Annotated in this window: 22 protein-coding genes and 1 pseudogene; 8 read left to right on the top strand and 15 right to left on the bottom strand. The window is 64.9% G+C overall.

Translation table 11 applies throughout. The features are described 5' to 3' along the window. Window positions 1-24: 24 nt before the first annotated feature. The 3 genes and pseudogenes from X268_RS25500 to X268_RS25510 all read left to right on the top strand — a co-directional run. Window positions 25-495 (top strand): annotated as a pseudogene (locus tag X268_RS25500) (MaoC family dehydratase); the annotation flags it as partial. Further along, window positions 495-1,346, top strand: coding sequence for an HpcH/HpaI aldolase/citrate lyase family protein (locus X268_RS25505; protein WP_164937934.1), 852 nt, complete (start codon window positions 495-497; stop codon window positions 1,344-1,346). The pseudogene X268_RS25500 and the gene X268_RS25505, both read left to right, overlap by 1 nt. Before the next feature lie 123 nt (window positions 1,347-1,469). Continuing rightward, window positions 1,470-2,210: an IclR family transcriptional regulator gene (locus X268_RS25510; protein ID WP_128927482.1), complete on the top strand. Its 741-nt coding sequence runs from the start codon at window positions 1,470-1,472 to the stop codon at window positions 2,208-2,210. 113 nt (window positions 2,211-2,323) lie between these two features. Here X268_RS25510 and X268_RS25515 read toward each other — a convergent pair whose 3' ends face one another. The 6 genes from X268_RS25515 to X268_RS25540 form a co-directional block, all read right to left on the bottom strand. Continuing rightward, window positions 2,324-2,707: a hypothetical protein gene (locus tag X268_RS25515; protein WP_128927483.1), complete on the bottom strand. Its 384-nt coding sequence runs from the start codon at window positions 2,705-2,707 to the stop codon at window positions 2,324-2,326. Between the two features lie 145 nt (window positions 2,708-2,852). After that, complete coding sequence (locus X268_RS25520; protein WP_128927484.1) at window positions 2,853-3,644, bottom strand: fumarylacetoacetate hydrolase family protein; 792 nt, start codon at window positions 3,642-3,644, stop codon at window positions 2,853-2,855. Window positions 3,645-3,770: 126 nt separating this feature from the next. Beyond that, window positions 3,771-4,877: a trypsin-like peptidase domain-containing protein gene (locus X268_RS25525; protein WP_128927485.1), complete on the bottom strand. Its 1,107-nt coding sequence runs from the start codon at window positions 4,875-4,877 to the stop codon at window positions 3,771-3,773. A 158-nt stretch (window positions 4,878-5,035) separates the two neighbouring features. Beyond that, a complete protein-coding gene (locus tag X268_RS25530; RefSeq protein WP_128927486.1) occupies window positions 5,036-5,371 on the bottom strand; it encodes a hypothetical protein in 336 nt (111 codons plus the stop codon). Between the two features lie 85 nt (window positions 5,372-5,456). Next, a complete protein-coding gene (locus tag X268_RS25535; protein ID WP_128927487.1) occupies window positions 5,457-5,948 on the bottom strand; it encodes an Hsp20/alpha crystallin family protein in 492 nt (163 codons plus the stop codon). A 77-nt stretch (window positions 5,949-6,025) separates the two neighbouring features. Further along, on the bottom strand, window positions 6,026-6,487 hold the full coding sequence (locus X268_RS25540) for an Hsp20 family protein (RefSeq protein WP_128927488.1): 462 nt from the start codon (window positions 6,485-6,487) through the stop codon (window positions 6,026-6,028). Window positions 6,488-6,835: 348 nt separating this feature from the next. Here X268_RS25540 and X268_RS25545 point away from each other — a divergent pair, with 348 nt between their 5' ends. The 3 genes from X268_RS25545 to X268_RS25555 all read left to right on the top strand — a co-directional run bounded on the left by X268_RS25545 (window position 6,836) and on the right by X268_RS25555 (window position 10,664). Next, window positions 6,836-8,050 (top strand): ABC transporter substrate-binding protein, encoded by a 1,215-nt coding sequence (locus tag X268_RS25545; protein WP_128927489.1) that lies wholly within the window; start codon window positions 6,836-6,838, stop codon window positions 8,048-8,050. Between the two features lie 8 nt (window positions 8,051-8,058). Then, on the top strand, window positions 8,059-9,792 hold the full coding sequence (locus tag X268_RS25550; protein WP_128927490.1) for an FAD-dependent oxidoreductase: 1,734 nt from the start codon (window positions 8,059-8,061) through the stop codon (window positions 9,790-9,792). A gap of 77 nt (window positions 9,793-9,869) precedes the next feature. Further along, a complete protein-coding gene (locus X268_RS25555) occupies window positions 9,870-10,664 on the top strand; it encodes an IclR family transcriptional regulator (protein WP_128927491.1) in 795 nt (264 codons plus the stop codon). 6 nt (window positions 10,665-10,670) lie between these two features. Here the strand turns inward: X268_RS25555 and X268_RS25560 are convergent, their stop codons facing one another. The 7 genes from X268_RS25560 to X268_RS25590 form a co-directional block, all read right to left on the bottom strand. Further along, the gene (locus X268_RS25560; RefSeq protein WP_128927492.1) at window positions 10,671-11,450 is read right to left on the bottom strand and encodes an SDR family NAD(P)-dependent oxidoreductase; all 780 of its coding nucleotides are present in this window, start codon (window positions 11,448-11,450) and stop codon (window positions 10,671-10,673) included. A gap of 37 nt (window positions 11,451-11,487) precedes the next feature. After that, complete coding sequence (locus X268_RS25565) at window positions 11,488-12,177, bottom strand: GntR family transcriptional regulator (RefSeq protein WP_245477652.1); 690 nt, start codon at window positions 12,175-12,177, stop codon at window positions 11,488-11,490. 21 nt (window positions 12,178-12,198) lie between these two features. Beyond that, window positions 12,199-12,939: an aspartate/glutamate racemase family protein gene (locus tag X268_RS25570; RefSeq protein WP_128927494.1), complete on the bottom strand. Its 741-nt coding sequence runs from the start codon at window positions 12,937-12,939 to the stop codon at window positions 12,199-12,201. A 9-nt stretch (window positions 12,940-12,948) separates the two neighbouring features. Further along, a complete protein-coding gene (locus X268_RS25575) occupies window positions 12,949-14,214 on the bottom strand; it encodes an NAD(P)/FAD-dependent oxidoreductase (RefSeq protein ID WP_128927495.1) in 1,266 nt (421 codons plus the stop codon). Between the two features lie 3 nt (window positions 14,215-14,217). Then, window positions 14,218-15,879: a thiamine pyrophosphate-binding protein gene (locus X268_RS25580; protein ID WP_128927496.1), complete on the bottom strand. Its 1,662-nt coding sequence runs from the start codon at window positions 15,877-15,879 to the stop codon at window positions 14,218-14,220. A 147-nt stretch (window positions 15,880-16,026) separates the two neighbouring features. Beyond that, window positions 16,027-16,944: an NAD(P)-dependent oxidoreductase gene (locus X268_RS25585; protein WP_128927497.1), complete on the bottom strand. Its 918-nt coding sequence runs from the start codon at window positions 16,942-16,944 to the stop codon at window positions 16,027-16,029. A gap of 148 nt (window positions 16,945-17,092) precedes the next feature. Then, window positions 17,093-17,827, bottom strand: a complete 735-nt coding sequence (locus X268_RS25590; RefSeq protein ID WP_128927498.1) for a metallophosphoesterase family protein — start codon at window positions 17,825-17,827, stop codon at window positions 17,093-17,095. A gap of 220 nt (window positions 17,828-18,047) precedes the next feature. Between X268_RS25590 and X268_RS25595 the strand changes: the two genes are divergently transcribed. Both X268_RS25595 and X268_RS25600 read left to right on the top strand, forming a co-directional pair. After that, window positions 18,048-18,737: an aspartate/glutamate racemase family protein gene (locus X268_RS25595; RefSeq protein ID WP_128927499.1), complete on the top strand. Its 690-nt coding sequence runs from the start codon at window positions 18,048-18,050 to the stop codon at window positions 18,735-18,737. Window positions 18,738-18,807: 70 nt separating this feature from the next. Further along, entirely contained in the window at window positions 18,808-19,464 is a 657-nt protein-coding gene (locus X268_RS25600; protein WP_128927500.1) for a TetR/AcrR family transcriptional regulator, read from the top strand. A 76-nt stretch (window positions 19,465-19,540) separates the two neighbouring features. On the opposite strand, the gene X268_RS25605 is transcribed toward X268_RS25600, so the two are convergent. Next, window positions 19,541-20,326 (bottom strand): ABC transporter permease, encoded by a 786-nt coding sequence (locus X268_RS25605; RefSeq protein ID WP_128927501.1) that lies wholly within the window; start codon window positions 20,324-20,326, stop codon window positions 19,541-19,543. After that, entirely contained in the window at window positions 20,323-21,135 is an 813-nt protein-coding gene (locus X268_RS25610; RefSeq protein WP_128929383.1) for an ABC transporter permease, read from the bottom strand. The genes X268_RS25605 and X268_RS25610 overlap by 4 nt, the downstream gene beginning before the upstream one ends. Window positions 21,136-21,199: the final 64 nt, after the last annotated feature.

Below are 21,199 nucleotides of genomic sequence, written 5' to 3' on the forward strand. Positions count from 1 at the left end.
GGGCGCTGGTCAAATCGCACGAGACAAAGGGAGGAAACCGCGATGGCCGGACTTTATTTCGAAGACTTTTCCGTGGGCCAAGAGTTCAGGCATCCGCTGACCCGGACGGTCACGGAGATGGACAACACCATGTTCAGCCTGCTGACCCTCAATCCGCAGCCGCTGCACATCGACGCGCATTTCTCCGAAAAGACCGAGTTCGGCCAGCGCATTTTCAACAGCCTTTACACCCTCGGCATCATGATCGGCATGACGGTCTATGATACGACCTTGGGCACAACCGTCGCCAATCTCGGCATGACCGACGTCACATTTCCAAAGCCGGTCTTCCATGGCGATACCTTGCGGGCGACGACGAAGGTGCTTTCGTTGAGGGAATCCAAATCGCGCCCGAGGGCGGGCATCGTCGAGTTCGAGCACCATGCCTTGAATCAGAACGACGAGATCGTCGGCAAATGCCGCCGCATGGCGATGATGCACAAGAGGCCGGTCTGATGCGTTCGATGCTGTTCGTGCCGGGCGATTCCCCGCGCAAATTCGAGAAGGCGAGCGAAGGCAAGGCCGACGCGCTGATCATCGACCTCGAGGATTCCGTCGTCACCGAGAAGAAGGCGGAGGCGCGCGGGCTCACGCTCTCGATGCTGAAGAGCCGCCCCGGCCCGCATCAGCTCTATGTTCGCGTCAACGCGCTCGACACCGGCATGACGCTGGCCGATCTCGCTGCCGTGCTGCCCGGCAAGCCCGACGGCATCGTGCTGCCAAAATCCGGAGGTGGCGACGACGTGCGTCAGGTCGCGACCTGGCTCGAAGCCTTGGAAGCCGCGGCCGGCATCGCGATCGGCACGACCCGCATCGTCTGCGTGGCGACGGAAACCGCGGACTCGATCTTCGGCCTCGGCAGCTACAAAGGCTGCTCCCCTCGCCTTGCCGGCCTGATGTGGGGCGCTGAAGATCTCTCCGCCTCGCTCGGCGCCACCGAAAAGGCGTCCGGCGGCGTATTCCACAGCCCCTACCGCCTCGCGCGCGATCTCTGCCTGATGGCGGCGGCCGCGGCCGAGGTCGCCCCGATCGACACGGTCTACACCGACATCGACAATCTCGCCGGCCTCGAGCAGGAGACGCGCGCCGCGCGCCGCGACGGCTTTTCCGCCAAGGCGCTGATCCATCCCAAGCATGTCGACATCGTCAACGCCGCGTTCGAGCCGACGGACGCCGAACGGAGCTGGGCGGAGAAGGTGATCGCGGCGTTCGCGAGCAATCCCAATTCCGGCACACTGCGGCTCGACGGCCAGATGATCGAAAAGCCGCACCTTCGCGCCGCGAAGAAGATCCTCGGCCAGCCCTAAAGCGCGATGAGATCTAGATGAATCGTCATCGCGCTTTAGTTTGTTGTTTGCGCATGATCTTTCAGGAAAACCGCTTCGCACTTTTCCGGATCAAGCTTTAGGAAACAGGACGCAAGGCCCGCCATGATCGTTCGCCAAGCCGCAAACGTCCTGGAGATCATGGAGTTCTTCGCGCAAGCGAGGAAGCCCGCGACGCTTGCGGAGATCGCCGATCATTTCGGCTGGCCGCGCTCCTCAACGTTCAACCTGCTCGCGACGCTGTCGGAGAAGGGTTATCTCTATGAGCCACGGCCGCGCGCCGGCTTCTATCCGACGCCGCGCTGGCTCGCCATGGCGCGGATGATCTCGGAAGTCGAGCCGCTGCCGTCGTGGACGCATCAGCTGATCAGCGATCTCTCCGCCGAGACCGGCGAGACGGCCTCGATCGTGGCGCCGGCCGGCGTGATGGCCGTGTTCATCGACGTCGTCGAATCCGCGGCCGCGATCCGCTATTTCGCGACCGTCGGCCACCGCGTGCCGATCCACGCGACCGCCAGCGGCCGCGCGCTGCTGCTGCAATATTCTCAAGAGGAGCGCGACTCCGTCTATCGCAAGATCGAGTTCAAGCAATACGGCCCGTCGACACCGATCAGCATCGAGGCGGTGGAGACCGAGCTGCGCAACTCGATCGCGCGCGGCTATTGCCAGAGCTTTGGCGACTACAGCCGCGACCTTGCCGGCGCTGCGATCCCCTTGCCGATCGGCGACCGCCGCCTCTCGGTCGTCGTTGCCGGCCCCGAGTTCCGCATCGGCCCGAAGGTCGCGGACGTCGCGGCGCTGATTGCGCGAACGGTCGAGCGGCTGCGACCGAAGGCGTCGGCGTGACGCCGCGACCTTACAGCGTTTTCGAGCGAAGTGGACACCGGTTTGCGTGAAGAAAACGCGTCAAAACAAGAATCTAGAGCTTCGGTTCTGATTCAATCAGAACCGAAAATGCTCTAGTCAAAGCCCTGAACAGGCGGCGGCGCGCTCTGCGCCGGCACGGCAGGCGCGGCTTGAACCGGTGGGCTCGGATTGCCGGCAGCTCTCATCTGGCCGTTGGCATACATGGCCTGGCGCGTGCGCGTCGGGCTCCTGGTCGCGGCCGCGCGGCGCGGCGGCGGCCGGTGCGTTGCCGACTGCGAACCTCTCATGCCCCACGAGCGGGCGATCGAAGGTCCGGCGGTGTAACCGATCAAGGCTCCGGCCACCGCACCCACCGGACCGAGCACGACCGCGCCAGATACCGCGCCGAGCGCTGCATCGCCCGCGCGCTCCTGCGCAACCGCGCTCACGGGCACACAAGCCAGCATTGCGACAGCCGTTATCAGAGCCTTGGTCATCAGAGCGCCTCCCTCACGGGAAATCACTCGTTCTCAAATATGGCCGCACGAGGTTCGCTTGCCGGCCAACAAATGGCAATCGGCAGGTGGAACTCTCCTGTCGCAAGCCTTCCGACGCCTACCGGCGGTTGCGGCGGCGTGCCAGCTACACGATCTTGATCGACATGTCCGGCAGGCCCTCGAGCTTGCACAGCAACACGTCGCCCTTCACCACCGGACCGACATTCTCCGGCGTGCCGGAATAAATGATGTCGCCGGCCTTCAACTCGAACGCCTCCGATAGTTTTGCGATCTGCTCGGCCACGCTCCAGATCATCTTGCTGAGATCCGAGTTCTGCTTGACGGTGCCGTTGACCGCCAGCGAGATCGTCCCCTTCTCGAAATGGCCGGTCTTGCTGGCCGGATGAATCGGGCCGAGCACCGCGGCATGGTCAAAACTCTTGCCGATCTCCCAGGGCTTCTTCTCCGCGGCCATGCCGTTCTGGAGATCGCGCCGCGTCATGTCGAGGCCGAGCGCGTAGCCATAGACGTGGTCGAGCGCCTTATCGACCGGGATATTGGTGCCGCCGGACTTCAGCGCGGCGACCAGCTCGACCTCGTGATGATAGTTCTTGGTCAGTGACGGATAGGGATGCTCGGCGACCTCGCCGATCGCGACGTTCTGGATCGCGTCGGTCGGCTTCTGGAAAAAGAACGGCGGCTCGCGGTTCGGATCGGAGCCGCGCTCGATTGCGTGTGCCGCGTAGTTGCGCCCGATGCAGTAGATGCGCCGGACCTGGAACACCTGGGCCTCGCCGACGATTGGAATCGTGACCATCGGCACCGGAAACAGCGGTTTGGGTCCAGCCTGCGCTGCGGCCGGTGCGACCTCGGTCATTGAAACGGCGCCGGCCGCCGCAGCGGCTGCGAGCAGATCACGTCGCGTGGGTGAGGTCATCTCCGGTGCTCCCTTTATCTTTGCTTGGGCAGCGTCATGCGCGCCGATCCGGCTGATAATCGATATTCGGTGTGCCAGCAACATGGATCAGCGCGACGAGCGGGATGACCTCGTGCTGCGAAACGGCTAGCGGACAAACCGATTGCCCCCGGCGACGGCACTGCTTGCTTCCGGCGCGGGCGCGACTCTCACCACGGTCGTGAGCGGGGCGCCGTTGCGCAGCAAGGTGAGCTTCACCGCCTCGCCGATGCGCGCGAGGCCGATCGTGTTGCGCAGCTGGGCCGCGGTGCGGATCGGGCGGTCGTCGGCCTGCGTGATGATATCGCCCTTGCGGAGCCCTGCCTGTTCCGCCGGCGAATTCGCCGCGATCTCCGCGATGACGGCGCCCTGAGTCAGCCCCTTGTTGATCGATGGATGCAACTCCTTCAGCGAAACGCCGATGCGACCGCGTTCGACGCGGCCGCTCGCGATGATCTGCTCCATCACCTTGCGCGCCATGTTGACCGGAATCGCGAAGCCGATGCCCACATTGCCGCCGGCAGGTGAGATGATGGCCGAGTTGATGCCGACCAGCTCGCCGCGCAGGCTCACCAGCGCGCCGCCGGAATTGCCGGGATTGATCGCAGCATCGGTCTGGATGAAATCCTCATAGCCCTGCTTGCCGAGCCCGGTCCGCCCCAACGCACTGACCAGGCCTGAGGTCACGGTCTGGCCGAGGCCGAAGGGATTGCCGATCGCAAGCACGAAATCGCCGACGTCGAGCGCATCGCTGTCGCCGAAGGGGAGCGCCTTGAGGCCGGCGGGATTTTGGATCTGGAGCACGGCTACGTCGGTCGGCGGATCGCGCCCGACCACCTTGGCGGAAAACTGCCGGCCGTCCTTGGTCGTGATCTGAACCGTGGAGGTGCCTTCGACCACATGGTTGTTGGTCAGCACGTAACCGCGCTCGGCATCGACGATCACGCCGGAGCCGGTCGCGTTGACCTCCTTTTCGATCTGCCGGGGAACGTCGAAGAACTCGCGGAACAGCGGGTCGCGGTAGAGCGGGTTGTCCTCGCGCACGCGACCGTGCACGGAAATGTTGACCACGGCGGGTGTTACCCGGCGCACCAGCGGCGCCAGGGTCGGCACCGAGCCGCCCGTCTTCAGATCGGGGATTTGGCCGGCAGCGGGCCGTGACGCCGCGAGCGCCAGCACCAGCATCGCCAGCAAGAGCAGACGCACAGCGTTCATCTTTCTTCCTGCCGCCTCGTATGGATATCGGAGAACCGGGTAGTTTCACGCACCGTCGCGCGGCGCGACGATCCAGCCTTGCATGGCCAGAACCGGAACGGCGAAGACTGCCGAAACCTGGCCGAGCAGCACCAGCCCCAGAACGGTCTGCGTGAGCATCATGCGCTTCGCCCCTCGGCGGCGGCCCAGGGCCGCCGCAGCCGCATCGGCACCCCGCCGCCACGCGGCGGGTCGTCATTGTCGTTGTCACCGTCGAGCTTGCGCAGCGCGGCCAGGATGTCTGCGAGCCGGACCGTGCGGCTCATCCCGGGAATCTCGCGTAAGCTAGGACAGGATTCAACCGCATACATGTCGGACGCCCAGGACGACAGGATGATGCGCTTCTCCGGTGTCGAGAGTTCCGCAGCATTCAGGACATCGGTGGGGGAATCGTAATGGGCAGCGGGGTGAAACAGCGGGTTGAGAGTGCCGGCATTGGTGTTCACGTTGGTCATTGGTGGTGCCTCCCCTCATGCTCCTTTCCAAGGGACGGGTTTGATGATAACGGGGCGGCGGCGATCGCCGCCGTCCCGCTTGACGTCAGTGCGTGTTGATCGCGATGCGCTTGACGCCTTCGCGTGCCTTCTCGGATTTCGGCAGCGACACGGTCAGAACGCCGTTCTTGAACGACGCCTCGACCTTGTCCTCCTCGACGCCATCCAGCGGAATCTGCCGCTCGAAGGCGCCGTAATAGCGCTCGGTAAAATACCTGCCTTCGCCGTTGCGCTCCGCCTTCTTCTCGCCGCGGAGCGTCAGCACGCCGTTGGCAATCTCGAGCTCGACGTCCTTCTCGGTGAGGCCCGGAAGCTCGGCCGAGACGGTCAGCGTCTTATCGGTCTCGCTGAGCTCGACCTTCGGCCAGCCGAAGCGGCCCTCCATCAGCGGCGACAGGCTGGCCGGCCCGAAGCCGCGGAAGACGTCGTCGAACAGACGGTTCATCTCGCGATGAAGCGTCAGGAACGGATCGAAATCGGCGCGCGTAGGCGCGAGCTCCTGTTTCCCTGACCAGGGAATGAGATCACGAAAGCCCATGGTTCTCTCCTCCATGCATCGGGGAAGCGCGGCCCGCATCGGCGCGCCGCGCTCCGCCATCTCGCTTGCTTGAGCGCTTAGGCCGCTTTCTTCTGCTCGATCTGGGAAGCCACGGGCGCGGCGCCCGAGATCGGAATCCGGCGCGGCTTCATCGCTTCCGGAACCTCGCGGACGAGATCGATGATCAGGAGCCCGTCCTGAAAGGAGGCCTGCTTCACCTGGACATAGTCAGCAAGGTTGAACACACGGCGGAACGGTCGCGCGGCGATGCCCTGGTACAGATATTCCCGCGCGGCGGTCTCGGGTTTCCTGCCCTCGATCGTGAGCGCGTTCTGTTCGGCCGTCACCGTGATGTCGCTGGCGCCGAAGCCCGCCACCGCAAGGCTGATCCGGTAATGGTCCTCGCCGGAGCGTTCGATGTTGTAGGGGGGGTAATTGTCCTCGGTCGCCTGGCGTAGCGTGCTGTCGACGAGGTCGGCCAGATGGTCGAAGCCGATGGTGGAGCGCCACAGCGGCGCGAAGTCGAAACTGGTCCTCATAACCAAGTCCTCCTGAGAGCAAGATGGATACGAAGGAGCGCAGGACTGGGTCTCAGACGGGGCCCGAAGACCGGCCCGGCGCCCGTACCGAACCCGATCTGGCATCCGGCACACCGCTCTCGCGGCGAGAAACGACTTAGAAAATCGGAAAACGCTTTCAAGGGGCCGGTCCGGAAAAATTTTGAGGAGCCATAGGCAGCGGACAGGCCACGTCGTGGCGTCAATCGCTCCCAGCTCCGTCATCCCGCAATACCGCCATTCGTTATTGACAAACCAATTTGCCTATATCTAATTTATCTCCCGAGCGACCAGCCGCGCCTTGCGGCCAATAACAGAGAGGAAACAACCATGAGAGGGCTTCTGGCCGGCGCCATGCTCGCCGGCATGATTTCGTCTGCCATGATCACGGCGGCCACCGCACAGATCTCCGACGACGCGGTGCGGATCGGCGTGCTGACGGATCTGTCGAGCTGGGGCCGGGACAATAGCGGGCCGGGCTCCGTTGAAGCGGCCAAGATGGCGGTGGAGGAATTCGGGCCGACGGTGCTCGGCAAGCCGATCGAGATCATCAGCGCCGACCACCAGATGAAGACCGATGTCGGCGTGCAGATCGTGCGCGGCTGGTTCGACAACGGCAAGGTCGACGCCGTTGTCGACATCCCCAATTCCGGCATCGCGATCGCCGTGCACAACATGGTGCGCGAGCGCAACAAGATCGCCCTGCTCTCCGGCCCCGGCGCAAGCTCGCTGACCGACGAGCTCTGCAGCCCCAACACCGTGCACTTCACCTACGACACCTACGCGCTGTCGAAGGTGACGGCCTCCGCCGTCATCAAGGAAGGCGGTAAGTCCTGGTACTTCATCACGGCCGACTACGCTTTCGGCCAGCAGCTCGAGAAGGACGCCACGCGCTTCATCAACGAGATGGGCGGCAAGGTCTTGGGCGGCGTGAAGCACCCGACCAACACCGCGGACTTTTCCTCCTTCGCGCTGCAGGCGCAGAGCTCGAAATCCGACGTCGTCGCCTTCGCCAATGCCGGCCAGGACACCGACAATGCCATCAAGCAGTCGGGCGAGTTCGGCCTGGTCCAGGGCGGCCAGAAGCTGGTCGGCCTGTTGATGTTCGACACCGACGTGCACGCCATCGGCCTCAAGGCCGCGCAGGGCACCTACATGACCACGGCCTCCTACTGGAACATGGACGAGGCGACGCGCGCCTGGTCGAAAAAATTCTACGAGCGCACCAAGGTGATGCCGACCATGATCCAGACCGGCGTCTACGGTTCCGTGCTGCATTACCTGAAGGCCATCAAGGCGGCCGGCACCGACGATGCCGCCAAGGTGATTGCCAAGATGCGCGAGCTGCCGATCGAGGATATCTTCGTCCATGGCGGCAAATTGCGCGAGGACGGCCGCGTCATCCGCGACATGTATCTCGCCAAGGTGAAGACGCCCGCGCAGTCCAAGGAGCCGTGGGACTATCTGGATATCGTCAAGACCGTGAAGGGCGACGACGCCTTCCGCCCGGTCTCCGAATCCAAATGTCCGCTCTTGAAGAAGTGAGGTGAACGATGACCGGCAGCGAGCATAGCGCAATTGAGACTTACGAGTGCGACGTGCTCGTCGCCGGATCGGGTTGCTCCGGCATGTCGGCCGCGATCACCGCACGTTATCGCGGCCTCGACGTGCTGATCGTCGAGAAGGAACCGCGCTTCGGCGGCACCACCGCGCGCTCCGGCGGCTGGCTCTGGATTCCCGGCACCTCGCTGGCGAAGGCCTATGGCATCGAGGAGACGCCGGACCAGGCCCGCACCTACCTGCGGCACGAGGCCGGCAACAATTACGATGCGGCACGCGTCGATGCATTCTTGTCGGCCGGCCCCGAGGCAGTCGATTTCTTCACCACCAAGACGGCGCTGCGCTTCGACATGCCGCTGGTGTTTCCGGACTATCACGCCGAGGCCCCCGGCGGCGCGCAGGGCGGCCGCTCCATGGTGACGCGGCCGTTCGACGGCCGCGAGCTCGGCGATCTCATCAAGTCACTCGGCATGCCGCTGCCCGAGCTGACCGTGTTCGGCATGATGCTGGGAAGCGGCAAGGAGATCATCCACTTCATGCGGGTGACGAAGTCGCTGACCTCGGCGGTCTATGTCGCCAAGCGGCTGTCACGGCATTTCATGGACGTGCTGCGCTACGGCCGCGGCATGACGCTCACGAACGGCAATGCACTCGCCGGGCGCCTCGCCAAGTCCGCGCTCGACCTCAAGATTCCGATCTGGCTGTCCTCGCCGGTGCGCGAGCTGACGGTCGAGAACGGCACCGTGACCGGCGCCATCGTCTCGCGCGAGGGACGCTCCGTCCGTGTCCGAGCACATCAGGGCGTCGTGCTCGCCTGCGGCGGCTTTCCGCATGACGTCGAGCGGCGCAGGAAGATGTTCCCGCACGCACCGACCGGCAAGGAGCACTATTCGCCCGGCCCAACGGGCAACACCGGCGACGGCCTGCGGCTTGCGGAGGGCGCCGGCGGCCGTATCGAGGATCGCCTGCCGAACGCGGCGGCCTGGGTGCCGGTGTCGCTGACCACGCGCAAGGACGGCTCGAAGGGCGTGATGCCGCATTTCATCGACCGTGCCAAACCCGGCGTGATCGCGGTGATGCGCGACGGCAAGCGCTTTGCCAATGAAGGCAATTCCTACCACGACTTCGTCCAGGCCATGATCAAGGCCGCCAAGCCCGGCGAGGAGATCGCCGCCTATCTCGTCTGCGATCACAAGACGCTGCGCAAATACGGCCTCGGCTGCGTACCGCCCTTCCCGATGCCGCTCGGTCATCACCTCGATACCGGGTACCTCATGCGCGGCGATACGCTGGAGGCGCTGGCGGCGAAGGCCGGCATCGATGCCGGAGCATTGGTCGAGACCGTCAGGCAGTTCAATGCCACGGCGCCGCAGGGCCATGACGCCGCTTTCGGCAAGGGCTCGAAGGCCTACAATCGCTATCAGGGCGATGCACTGCATGGCCCCAACCCTTGCGTCGCGCCGATCGAGAACGGGCCGTTTTATGCCATCAAGATGGTGATCGGCGATCTCGGCACCTATGCCGGCATCGTCACCGACGCGAACGCGCGCGCGCTCGACGCGGAGGGACGGGTCATTCCCGGTCTCTATGCCGCCGGCAACGACATGGCGAGCATCATGGGCGGCAATTATCCGGGTGCCGGCATCACGCTTGGGCCGGCGCTGACCTTCGGCTACATTGCCGGACGTCATCTCGCCGACAGCGCCGCCAAGCGCGACGCGGCGTAGAGCATGATCCGGAAAAGTGTGCAGCGGTTTTCCGAAGAGATCATGCTCAAACAAGGACTCAAGCGCATCGGAGACGTATGAAGAGAGAAAGCCGCGGCATCCAATCCATCGAGGTCGGCGGAGAATTGCTCCGCGCGCTCCCCCGCAGCGGCGAGCCGATGATGCTGCGCGATCTCGCCCGCGAGGCCGGCATGACGCCCGCCAAGGCGCATCCCTATCTCGCCAGCTTCTCCCGCATCGGGCTGATCGAGCAGGACGAGACTACCGGCCGCTACGAGATCGGCGCGCTGGCGCTGGAGCTCGGCTTGATCAGCCTGCGCCGGCTCTCCGGCGTGCACATCGCAAGGCCGAAGATCGCCGCGCTCGCGAGCCAGATCGGACATGCGGTCTCGCTCGCGGTCTGGGGCACGCACGGCCCGACCGTGGTCCAGCTCGAAGAGCCGGCCCAGCCGGTCCACATCGTCATGCGTGCCGGCTCGGTGATGGCGCTGCTGGAGACTGCGACGGGGCGTGCCTTCGCGGCATTCCTGCCGGAGAAGACGATCAACGCCGCGCTCGAGAGCGGCCTCGACCGCCATGGCGTCGGCTACAACCCGAAGCGGGCCGTGAAAGGCGCCAAGGTCGCCGAGATGCTCGCCGAGGTTCGCAAGCACGGCCTCGCCCGCGCGCTCGGCGATCCCCTGCCCGGCGTCAACGCATTCTCCGCCCCCGTGTTCGATCATTCCGGCCACGTCGCGCTGGTCATCACCGCGATGGGGCCGGAAGGCACGTTCGATGCGCGCTGGGACAGCCCGATCGCGCATGCGCTGCGCGACTGCGCGGGGAGCATTTCGAAGCGGCTGGGTTACGGCGTCACCGTTGCGGCGGAGTGACCGTCCTTACTTGTCCTTCACCGGCACCGTGTAGTTCAGGATCAGCCGTCCGCCATCCGGATAGATCGTCTGCCCGGTGATATAGGACGCATCGTCGCTGGCGAGGAAAGCCACGACGGACGCCACCTCGCTCGGCTCGCCGCCGCGGCCCGCGGGCGTACGCGACATCACGGTCTTGCGGGCGTCCTCGGAGGTGTAGATCGATGATGCCACCATGTCGGTCAGGATCGTGCCCGGTCCGACCGCGACGACGCGGATGTTATGCGGGGCGAGCGCGACGGCGGCGACCGAGGTGAGCTGCTTCATGCCGCCCTTGGACATCGCGTAGGTCGCCAGCGCCGGGATCGCCAGCAGCGCGTTCACCGAGGACATGTTGATGATGACCCCGCCGCCGCCTTGCGCGATCATCTGCTTCGCCGCGGCTTGCACGCCGAAGAACGCGCCTTTCAGATTGATGCCGATGATCTCGTCGAACTCCTCCTCGGAAATCTCGAGGATGTCCCGATTGCGGGCGACGCCGGCATTGTTGACCATGATGTCGAGCCGGCCAAACTCCTTCACCGCCGTGGCGACGAGCTGGTCGACATCGGCGCGTTTGGCGACATTGCCGACGACGGTGCGCAGAGCATCCGGCCGCCCGAGCTCGGCGGCCGTCGCAGCCAAGCCCTCGGCGTCGACGTCTGAGATCACAACCTTGACGCCGTCGTCCAAAAATCTCTTCGCACAGGCTTTGCCGATGCCGGGAGCCGCACCGGTGATAGCGGCCACCTTGTCCTTGAGCTTCATATGAGGGCCTCCTGAAAGCAGAACGCCGTGTTAGGCGTCAGTTCGCCGACGACCGCGCCGCCGGCATGTAGATTTGCGCGTAGCCTTCCTTGATCGCGGCGGTGATGCGGTCGAGGCGGCGGTCGATGTGCTTTTCCAGCACGGAGATGCAAGTTGCCTCGTCGCGCGCCTTCAGGCCTTCGACCACGGCGCGGTGCTCGCCTTGCGTATTGGAGCGGTTGGCGCGGTCCATGTCGATCCACCGCACGAAGCGGATGCGGGCGTTGACGTTGCGCAGCACGCGCAGCATCTCGGCATTGTCGGACATCGCCATTAGCCGCTCGTGAAAGGTCTCATCGAGCTCGACCAGCTCCAGCGAGGAGCGCTCGCCGGGGTCGGGGCCGGTGGCTTCGAGGAATCTCAACAGCGCATCGATATCCTCGTCCTTGGCGCGCTTGATGGCAAGGCGGATCGAGGCGACTTCAATTGACTTGCGTAGCTCGTAGAGATCGAAGATCTCGTGCGCATCGAGCTCGCGGCAGAAGAAACCTTTGCCGGGCGTGAAGCGCAGGAAGCCCTCGGTGTTGAGGCGGTTGAGCGCCTCGCGCAGCGGCGTGCGGCTGACGCCGAGGCGCTTGGCCAGCTCGCCCTCGTTGAGCCGCTCACCCGGCTTGAACGCGTAACTCACGGCCATCGCCTTGAGCTGTTCATAGACGCGGTCGACGATGCTGTCGGAAGCCAATTCCACGTTGCTCTTCATAGGCTTCATTTATGCAAAGGCGCGCGGTCGTAGTCCAGCGTGAAACCAGGTGATCATCGAATAGATGTCATAGACCGGCAGTCCGACCTCGGCCTGAAGCGCTGCCGCATAAGGCGGCATGTTGGTGCATTCGAGCACGATGGCGCCGACGTCGGGGTTCTTGGCGACGAGCTCCTTGCCGGCCTCGACCACGTCGCGCTCAGCCAGCGCGATGTCCATATCGTCCTTCTCGGCCTTGATCAGGACGCGGAAAAACTCCTTGCCGTTCTCGGTGCCGACCAGCGGCGTGTCGAGCGGCACGCCGGCGCCTTCGAGATGGGCCGGCGTCAAGGTCGAGCCCGACACCGTGACGAGACCGACACGCTTGCCCGGCGGCAGGGTTGCCTGCACCCATGGCACCTGCATCAGCGATGACGTGGCAACGGGAACGCCAACGGCGGCGGCGATCTCCTTCTGGAACAGCGACAGGAAGCCGCAATTGGTGGTGATGGCCTCGGCCCGGAGCCGCACCAGATCCTTGGCGGCGTCGATGAAGTCGGGCAGCAGGCCGGCCGCGCCCTTCAGCACCACCTTCTCCGGCGAGGCCCCGCTTACCACACGATAGAGCACCGGAAACGGCCAGGTCGTGCCGTTGCCCATGTCACCAGGAATGCGGGGGAAGCGCGCTTCCAGCATCAAGATGCCGAGCGGCGCGCCATAGATGGCCTTGCCGCCGCGAGCGATCCGGGACGAATTGACTGAACTGGTCATGCTGCGACCTCAGAGGAAACGTTCGGGCGCGAAGGGGAGAAGCGGAATCTCCGGCGCCTTGCCGCTGACGAGCTGCGCGACGAGGCGGCCGGTTCGGGCCGAGCCGACCAGGCCGACATGGCCGTGGCCGAAGGCATAGACGACGTCGCGCGAGGCGCGCGCGTAGCCGATGCAGGGACGTCCGTCCGGCATGCTCGGCCGATGGCCGAACCAGGTCTTGATGCGCGAGGCCGGAATATCCTTCGGCAGTTTCGGGAACATGCCGATGAGGTGGTCACGCAGGATCTCGGCGCGTTTCCAGTTCGGTGCGGCTTGAAGACCCGCGATCTCGACGGTGCCGGCGGCGCGCAGCCCCTTGTTGGTCCAGTTCACCACCATCTTCGCGTCGGATGCCATCATCGAGCTGCGCGGCCCCGATTCCGGGTGCTCGATCATGACGTGGTAGCCGCGCTCGGTCTCCAGCGGCAGGGGATCGCCGATCGAGGCGGTAAGCTGTTTTGAGCGGGCGCCAGCCGCGATCACGGCAGCATCGCAAGCGATCTCGCCGGTGTCGGTGAGAACGGCCACGAGCTTGTTGCCGTTGAGCTTGAGGCCGGCCGCCTTGGCCCGCACGTGCTTGGCACCGCCAGCAATCGCATGATTGGCGAGCGCTGCGACATAAGCGCCGGGATCACGGCAGCGGCCAGCTTCTTCCACCACCACGCCAAAAGTGTAGCGCGGATGCAGGTCGGGCTCGCGCTGACGCATCTCGTCGGCGCTGAGCTCCAGCCATTCGACGCCGACCTTCCTGCGTAGCTGCCAGCCGAGATCGTTGTCGAAATTGCCGCGCGAGGTGAAGACGTGCATCACGCCGTTGCGTTCGATCAGCTCGGGGCCCCCCGCCTCTTCCGCCAGCTTCCGGTGCAGCAGCGGCGCGTCCTTCAAAAGGTCGCGCAGCGCGAAGGCCGTGGTCTCGACCCGCGCTTCGGTCCAGCCCGAGAGCAGATATCTGATCAGCCAGGGCAACGCCTTCGGAAAATAAGACCAACGGATCGCGAGCGGCCCGAGCGGGTCCATGAGATAGCCCGGCACCTTCTTCCAGATGCCCGGCTCGGCCGGCGGAATCACCGAATGCGACGACAGCCAGCCGGCATTGCCATAGCTCGCGGCCTGTTCGCCGCCGGGCTCGCCCGGATCGATCAGCGTGACCCGATGGCCCTCGCGCAGCGCCTCGATGGCGCTGATGACCCCGACCGCGCCGGCTCCGATGATCGCTACGTGGCGACCGGCTGCCATCGCTTAAGCCTTCACTGCGGGCGTAAAATCCTTGCCGACCGAGATCGCCCTGGGATCGATGATGCAGTGGAGGATCGACGGCTTGCCCGAGGCCAGCGCGCGCTCGAACGCCGGAGCGAATTCTTCCGTGCGCTCGACGCGCTCGCCATGGCCTCCGAATGCTTTTGCGTACATCGCAAAATCCGGGTTCTTGAGCTGCGTGCCGACGACGCGGCCGGGATAGTCGCGCTCCTGGTGCATGCGAATGGTGCCGTATTGCGAATTGTCGATGACGATGACGACGAGCGGTGCGTCATATTGCACGGCGGTTGCGAACTCCTGGCCATTCATCAGGAAGCAGCCGTCGCCGGCAAAGGCGACGACGACGCGATCCGGATATTGCCGCTTGGCGAGCACGCCCGCCGGCACGCCATAGCCCATCGAGCCCGAGGTCGGCGCCAGTTGCGCGGCAAAGCTGTGGAAGCGGTGATGGCGATGAATCCAGCCAGCATAATTGCCGGCGCCGTTGCAGACAATCGCGTCTTTCGGCAGGCGGTCGCGCAGCCAGGTCATGACCTGACCATACTGGAACGTGCCCGGCAGCTCGCGCGCCTTCTCGGTCCAGGCGAGGTAATCGGCGTGCGCCTTGGCGGCCTCGCCCTTCCAGGCAACCGACCCGGCGGGCTTCAGCGTCTCGACCGCCGCCGCGAACGCAGCCGGCGTCGCCTGGATCGCCAGCGCCGGCTGATAGACGCGGCCGAGCTCTTCCGAGCCCGGATGCACATGAATCAGCTTCTGCTTCGGATTGGGAATGTCGAGCAGCGTATAGGACGAGGACGGCATCTCCGACATGCGGCCGCCGATCAACAGGATCACATCGGCGTTGTCGACGCGCGCCTTCAGGCCCGGGCTTGGCCCGATGCCGAGATCTCCGGCATAGTGCGAGTGGTCGGCGTCGATCAGCGAGGCCCGTCGGAACGAGGTCGCAACCGGCAGGTCGAAACGCTCGGCAAAGCGCGCGATCGTCCTGGTCGCCTCATCGGTCCAGCGCGAGCCGCCGAGGACGACGAGCGGCGCCTTGGCGCTCGCGAGCATGGTAGCGACGCGCTCGATATCCGCCGGCGCCGGCCAGCTCACCGCCGGCTCGATGCGCATGGCATCGGCAACGGCCGCGGTCTCGGTCAGCATGTTCTCCGGCAGCGCGATCACGACGGGACCGGGGCGGCCCTGCATGGCGACGCGGAAGGCGCGCGCCACCAGCTCCGGAATGCGATCGGGCCGATCGATCTCGACCGCCCATTTCGCCATGGTGCCGAACACCGCCTTGTAGTCGAGCTCCTGGAACGCCTCGCGCTCGCGCATGCCGGTGTCGACCTGGCCGACGAACAGGATCATCGGCGTCGAATCCTGCATCGCGATGTGGACGCCGTGACTGGCATTGGTCGCGCCGGGGCCGCGGGTGACGAAGCAGATTCCGGGCCGCCCGGTGAGCTTGCCATAGGCCTCCGCCATCATCGCTGCGCCGCCCTCGGCGCGGCAGATCACGACGTCGATCGGACTGTCATGCAGTGCATCCAGCGCGGCGAGATAGCTCTCGCCCGGCACGCAGGTGACACGCTCGACGCCTTGCGCGACGAGCTGATCGATCAGGATCTGGCCCCCGGTGCGGGTGTTGCGGATGGTCATGACGGCTCCCTCAAAGCATTGACGATGTGCGCGACGGCCTCGCGCAAATTCCATTCCGAAGTGGCGTAAGACAGGCCGGCAGGACGCGCAAGATCGAAAGGCTTTTCGCCCCCTGCGCAGGCGTCATGCCCGCCCCTGCCGTTTGCACTACCGCCCATTCGCGATGATGCGGCGGCAGTGATCGAGCGCGGCACCGATGAGATTGTCGCTCGCCTCGGGCGTGCGGAACGCCGAATGCGCCGACAGCGTCACGTTCGGCAGCTTGGTCAGCGCATGGCCCGGCGGCAGCGGCTCGACGGGGAAGACGTCGAGGCCGGCATGGGCGATGTGGCCCGAGCGCAAGGCGTCAAGCATCGCGTCCTCGTCGACGAGCGCGCCGCGCGCGGTGTTGACCAGGATGCTGCCGCGACGCATCTGCGCGATGCGCTCGCGCGACAGGAAGCCCTTGGTTTCGTCGTTGAGGAGCAGATGCAGCGAGACAACGTGGCTGTCCGCGAGCAGCCGCTCCAGCGGCACGAATTCGACGTTCGGATGAGTCTTCGGCGTCCTGTTCCAGGCGATCACCGTCATGCCGCAGCCGGCCGCCATGCGCGCAGCTTCTGCCGCGATGCCGCCGAAGCCGATCAGGCCGATCGTCTTGCCGGTGAGCTGCACCGCGTCGCGGCGCAGCCAGTTGCCCTCGCGCATGCCGCGATCCATCTCGCCGAAGCTCCTTGCGGAAGCCCACATCAGGGCGATCGCGCATTCGGCGACCGCGGTGTCGCCATAGCCCTTGATGGTGTGAACGGTGATGCCGCGCTCAGCCAGCTCTTCCGGGTTCATGTAGCTTCGCGCGCCAGTGCCGAGGAAGACAACGTGCTTCAGGGCGCCGCACTTCTCGGCGATCGCCGTCGGCACCGCGGTGTGGTCGACGATCATGATCTCGACACCATCGAGCAGGCCGGGCAGGTCGTCCGGCTTGATGGAGGGATTGCGGTTGATGCCAACCGGCAGGCTCTGGGAGCACAGCAGCTTGTCGGTCACCGCCGCGAGGGTGTCGTTCGCGTCGACGAAGAGAGCACGCACGGGATGGTTGGTCCTGTCAAAATACTAATTTGCATTCTAATCTGAATACAGAGAATGTCCAGCGATAGCCCGGATGGAGCGCTGCGTAGTCCCGGATCGGGTTCGGCGGGCATGAAGGCCCCGGATGACGCTCACGCTCCATTCAGGCTTACGAAACCCAACCGGTTGCAATCGCGCTCGCCCAGCTGGCCATGCCCTTCCTGCGCGCCAGGGCGGCCATGGCCGCATTGTCGTAAGGCACGTAGCGGATGGTCGCGGACCAGCTTCCTGCGGCATGCTCCACAATGGCGTAGCACGCGTGCGGCGTGCCGACCTCGACCACGTAAGGAACGGGCAGCTTGCCGTCATACCCAGGCAATCCGACGCTGCCGGGATTGACCACCAATCGCCCATCTCTCAGACGAACCACTCTTGGAATGTGAGTGTGCCCGCACAGGATGAGCTCGGCATCGATCCCCTCGGCGTCGGCCTCGATCGCCGCAATCGGGCTGGCGCGCACACCGCCATCGGAGGCGACGGCGTCGAGCCAGAACGCGGCATCGCTGGTCGGCGAGGCGTGGCACAGCAACACCCGCTCCTTGTACATCAGCGTGGCAGGCAGGCTTGCCAGCCAATCGAAATGCCTGCGCTCGAGCTGTCGGAAATCGCTGCGCGCCGAACCGCCCGCCTGCCAGAGCTCGAGCAGGATTCGGTCCTGGTCTCCACGTATCGAGGGAAAGCCCCGCGCCATGAGCAGGTCGGCCGTTGCGGCCGCCTCGAGCGGTCCGCTGACATGGTCGCCGAGATTCACGACCTCTTCGATACCGAGCCCGGCGATATCGGCAAGAACGGCCTCAAGCGCCGGCCGATTCCCGTGCACATCCGCGATCGCAGCAAACTTCATATGGCCCTCTCCGTTCGAGATTGCCGAGCAAACAACGCAATGCGGGACGATGCAGGGATGGCGGTCTCTTTAGCTGCATTTGTAGAAGCGCCCGCAAGCTGAGTGTCAAATCGGCGCGAGGGAACAATGACACGACCGGGCCACCGCAATCAAGCGATGACTACCGAGCCTCGATTTCTTCGTTTACGATCCCAGCTGACCAAGTTCGGGAGCATCTGGAATGCAAACCATCGGCCTGATCGGCGGCATGAGCTGGGAGAGCACGGCGCTCTATTACAAGCTGATCAACGAACGCGTCCGCGTCCGCATGGGCAAGCTGCATTCGGCCCCGTTGTTGATGTACTCCTACGATTTTCAGGGCATCAAGGAGATGCAGTACGCGGGGCGCTGGACCGAGGCGGCGGCCAGCCTGGCCGAGGTTGCGCGGCGCCTCGAAAGCGCCGGCGCGCGAGCGATCGTGCTGTGCACCAACACGATGCACAAATTGGCCCCCGACATCATCTCGAACCTGACCGTTCCGTTCATTCACATCGGCGATGCGACGGCACAGCGGATCCGGGCGAAGGGCTACCGGCGGGGCGGGCTGCTCGGCACCAAATTCACAATGGAGGAGGACTTTTACGTCGATCGGCTGCGCGCGCATGATCTCGACGTGCTGGTTCCTCCCCCTGAGGCGCGCGCGGATGTCAACCGCATCATCTACGACGAGCTGTGCCTTGGCATCGTCGCCGCCCCCTCCCGCCGCCGCTATCAGGACGTGATGGCCGCGCTGGTCGCCCGCGGCGCGGATTGCATCATCCTCGGCTGCACCGAGATCACGATGCTGGTCGGTCCCGATGACATTTCGGTCGAGACGTTCGACACCACGGCGATTCACGCCGAGACGGCCGCCGATTTCGCGATCGGGTGATCGTCTCGCCTTCCCCCACAGCCCTGCCGTCGCTCTGCGTCAGGGCCATCAGACAGCGACGCTCAAACGCATGCCGCCCCCATTAAAGCGCACCAACGATCCTGAGCGCACCAAGCGCGACATCCTCGAAGTGGCGATAGCCGAATTCGCTTCGGAAGGCTATTCCGGCGCGCGCGTCGATGCGATCGCGGCGCGGATGCGCACCTCGAAGCGGATGATCTACTATTATTTCGGCGGCAAGGAGCAGCTCTACCTCGCGGTGCTCGAGGAGGCCTATCGCAGCATTCGCGCGCTGGAGGACCAGCTCGACATTGCCAGCTGCGACGCCCGCGAAGGATTGCGGCGGCTGATCGAGGCGACCTTCGACCATGACGAGCGCAACCCGAACTTCATCCGCCTCGTCTCGATCGAGAACATCCACCACGGCAAGCACCTGAAGCAGAATGTGCAGCTGCGGCAGCTCAATGCCGGCGTGATCGCAACCCTCGACGGCATTTTGAAACGCGGTCGTGCCGAAGGCGTCTTCCGCGACGACGTCGAGGCCATCGACCTGCACCTGGCCATCTCGTCCTACTGCTTCTTCCGCGTCGCCAACCGCTATACCTTCGGCGCGCTGTTCGATTGCGACCTCAGCGAGCCCAGGGTGCTGGCGAAGAGCCGCGCGCAGATCGTGGAGATGATCCTGGCCTGGCTGGGGGCGAAGGTCTGTGAGAGCGAAAGATCGTGACCGCGTCACACACTCTCATATCCTGGACGCGCTGCGTCCGAGGCACATGACACCGAGAGCCGAGCAGCGCTCGCCCTCACCCACCCTTCTTCTGCCGCGTGCTCGCCAGCAGCACCAGCATGAACGACGCCGCCGTCATCAGCGTCGAGATCGCCGCAATGGTCGGGTCGATCTCATCGCGGAGCGCGGTGAACATACGCTTCGTCAGTGGCTGGTACTGGCCGCCCGAGATGAATAGCGCCACGATGGTCTCGTCCATCGCCGAAATGAAAGCGAAGATGCCGCCGGCGACGACGCTGGACTTGATCTGCGGCAGCGTCACCGCGAAGAAGCTGCGCAGGCGGTTCATGCCGAGGCTGCGCGCTACCATCTCCTGCGCCGGATCGAAGCTCTGTAGGCCCGCCAGCACCGAGATGACAACATAGGGCAGTCCCAGCATCACATTCGCCAACACGAGGCCGGGCATGGTCGCGACCAGGCCGACCTTGGCATAGACGAAGAAGATGCCGACCGCGGTGATGATGATCGGCACCACCAGGGGCAGCAGCAGCGCCATGTGGATCAGCCGCATGATCCGCAGCTTCGACTGGCTGATGGCATAGGCGGCGGCCACCCCGCATGGCGTTGCGATCAGGACGGTCAGAACCGCGACCGTCAGCGTCACCTGCGTTGCCTGCATCCAGGCCGGATTTGAGAAATATTGCTGGTACCAGCGCAGCGAGAAGGACGGCGGCGGGAAGGTCAGGAAGCGCGCGCTGGAAAACGAGATCGGCACGATGATCAGCACAGGCAAGATCAGGTAGATCAGCACCAGCGCGCTGATGACGTAGAGGAGGATGCGGGCGGGCGAGAGGCGCGTCATTTCTGCCCCAGCACGCGGTCGAGCGAGATGAAGCGGCTGACGACGAAGAAGATCGCAAGCACGCCGGCGAGCAGCACCACCGCGACCGCGCTCGCGGCGCCGAACTGGTTGTAGAGCTCGACATTGCGGCTCACCAGCATCGACACCATCACGGTGCGGCCGCCGCCGAGCAGTTCCGGCGTGATGTAGAAACCGAGGCAGAGCACGAACACCATGGTGCAGCCCGCCAGCACGCCCGGCAGCGACAGCGGCAGGAAGACCCGGAAGAACGTCAGCGACGGGCTTGCGCCCAGGCTGGCGCCGGCCTGCATCAGATCGTTCGGAATCTTCTGCATGGTGGCATAGAGCGGCAGCACCATGAACGGCAGCAGGATGTGCACGGTGGCGACCACTGTACCAAAACTGTTGTGGACCAGCGCGAGCGGCTCGGAGATCAATTCGAGATGGCGCAGGAGCTGGTTGATCACGCCGCTGCGCTGGAGCAACACCAGCCAGGCATAGGCGCGTACCAGCACGCTGGTCCAGAACGGTAGCACGACCAGCGCCAGGACGAGGATGCTCCAGCCTTTGGGCAACGCGTTGGCGAGGTAGGCCACGGGATAGCCGAGCAGCAGCGCAATCAGTGTGACCGCGAGGCTGATCTCGAAGGTCAGCGCGAAGCTGCGCCAGTAGATGTCCTCGGTGAAGACGCGGCGATAATTCTCCAGCGTGAAGCCGTCATGATAGATCGACTGCCAGGCGAGCCAGCCGACCGGCAGCACGATCAGAGCCAGGATCACCAGCAGCGCCGGCGACACCAGCGCCAGCATCAGCCCGTGCTCGCGGCGCTGATGCTTTTGAGAGGGATCTGGCACGGATGTCGTCAACGCTGCC

Origin of the sequence: Bradyrhizobium guangxiense (assembly GCF_004114915.1) — a bacterium.
GTDB classification, from domain to species: Bacteria; Pseudomonadota; Alphaproteobacteria; order Rhizobiales; family Xanthobacteraceae; genus Bradyrhizobium; species Bradyrhizobium guangxiense.

Coding starts and splice junctions, on each gene's coding strand:
- X268_RS25505 (WP_164937934.1), top strand. CDS start 495: ATGCGTTCGATGCTGTTCGTGCCGGGCGATTCCCCGCGCAAATTCGAG.
- X268_RS25510 (WP_128927482.1), top strand. CDS start 1,470: ATGATCGTTCGCCAAGCCGCAAACGTCCTGGAGATCATGGAGTTCTTC.
- X268_RS25515 (WP_128927483.1), bottom strand. CDS start 2,707: ATGACCAAGGCTCTGATAACGGCTGTCGCAATGCTGGCTTGTGTGCCC.
- X268_RS25520 (WP_128927484.1), bottom strand. CDS start 3,644: ATGACCTCACCCACGCGACGTGATCTGCTCGCAGCCGCTGCGGCGGCC.
- X268_RS25525 (WP_128927485.1), bottom strand. CDS start 4,877: ATGAACGCTGTGCGTCTGCTCTTGCTGGCGATGCTGGTGCTGGCGCTC.
- X268_RS25530 (WP_128927486.1), bottom strand. CDS start 5,371: ATGACCAACGTGAACACCAATGCCGGCACTCTCAACCCGCTGTTTCAC.
- X268_RS25535 (WP_128927487.1), bottom strand. CDS start 5,948: ATGGGCTTTCGTGATCTCATTCCCTGGTCAGGGAAACAGGAGCTCGCG.
- X268_RS25540 (WP_128927488.1), bottom strand. CDS start 6,487: ATGAGGACCAGTTTCGACTTCGCGCCGCTGTGGCGCTCCACCATCGGC.
- X268_RS25545 (WP_128927489.1), top strand. CDS start 6,836: ATGAGAGGGCTTCTGGCCGGCGCCATGCTCGCCGGCATGATTTCGTCT.
- X268_RS25550 (WP_128927490.1), top strand. CDS start 8,059: ATGACCGGCAGCGAGCATAGCGCAATTGAGACTTACGAGTGCGACGTG.
- X268_RS25555 (WP_128927491.1), top strand. CDS start 9,870: ATGAAGAGAGAAAGCCGCGGCATCCAATCCATCGAGGTCGGCGGAGAA.
- X268_RS25560 (WP_128927492.1), bottom strand. CDS start 11,450: ATGAAGCTCAAGGACAAGGTGGCCGCTATCACCGGTGCGGCTCCCGGC.
- X268_RS25570 (WP_128927494.1), bottom strand. CDS start 12,939: ATGACCAGTTCAGTCAATTCGTCCCGGATCGCTCGCGGCGGCAAGGCC.
- X268_RS25575 (WP_128927495.1), bottom strand. CDS start 14,214: ATGGCAGCCGGTCGCCACGTAGCGATCATCGGAGCCGGCGCGGTCGGG.
- X268_RS25580 (WP_128927496.1), bottom strand. CDS start 15,879: ATGACCATCCGCAACACCCGCACCGGGGGCCAGATCCTGATCGATCAG.
- X268_RS25590 (WP_128927498.1), bottom strand. CDS start 17,827: ATGAAGTTTGCTGCGATCGCGGATGTGCACGGGAATCGGCCGGCGCTT.
- X268_RS25595 (WP_128927499.1), top strand. CDS start 18,048: ATGCAAACCATCGGCCTGATCGGCGGCATGAGCTGGGAGAGCACGGCG.
- X268_RS25600 (WP_128927500.1), top strand. CDS start 18,808: ATGCCGCCCCCATTAAAGCGCACCAACGATCCTGAGCGCACCAAGCGC.
- X268_RS25605 (WP_128927501.1), bottom strand. CDS start 20,326: ATGACGCGCCTCTCGCCCGCCCGCATCCTCCTCTACGTCATCAGCGCG.
- X268_RS25610 (WP_128929383.1), bottom strand. CDS start 21,135: ATGCTGGCGCTGGTGTCGCCGGCGCTGCTGGTGATCCTGGCTCTGATC.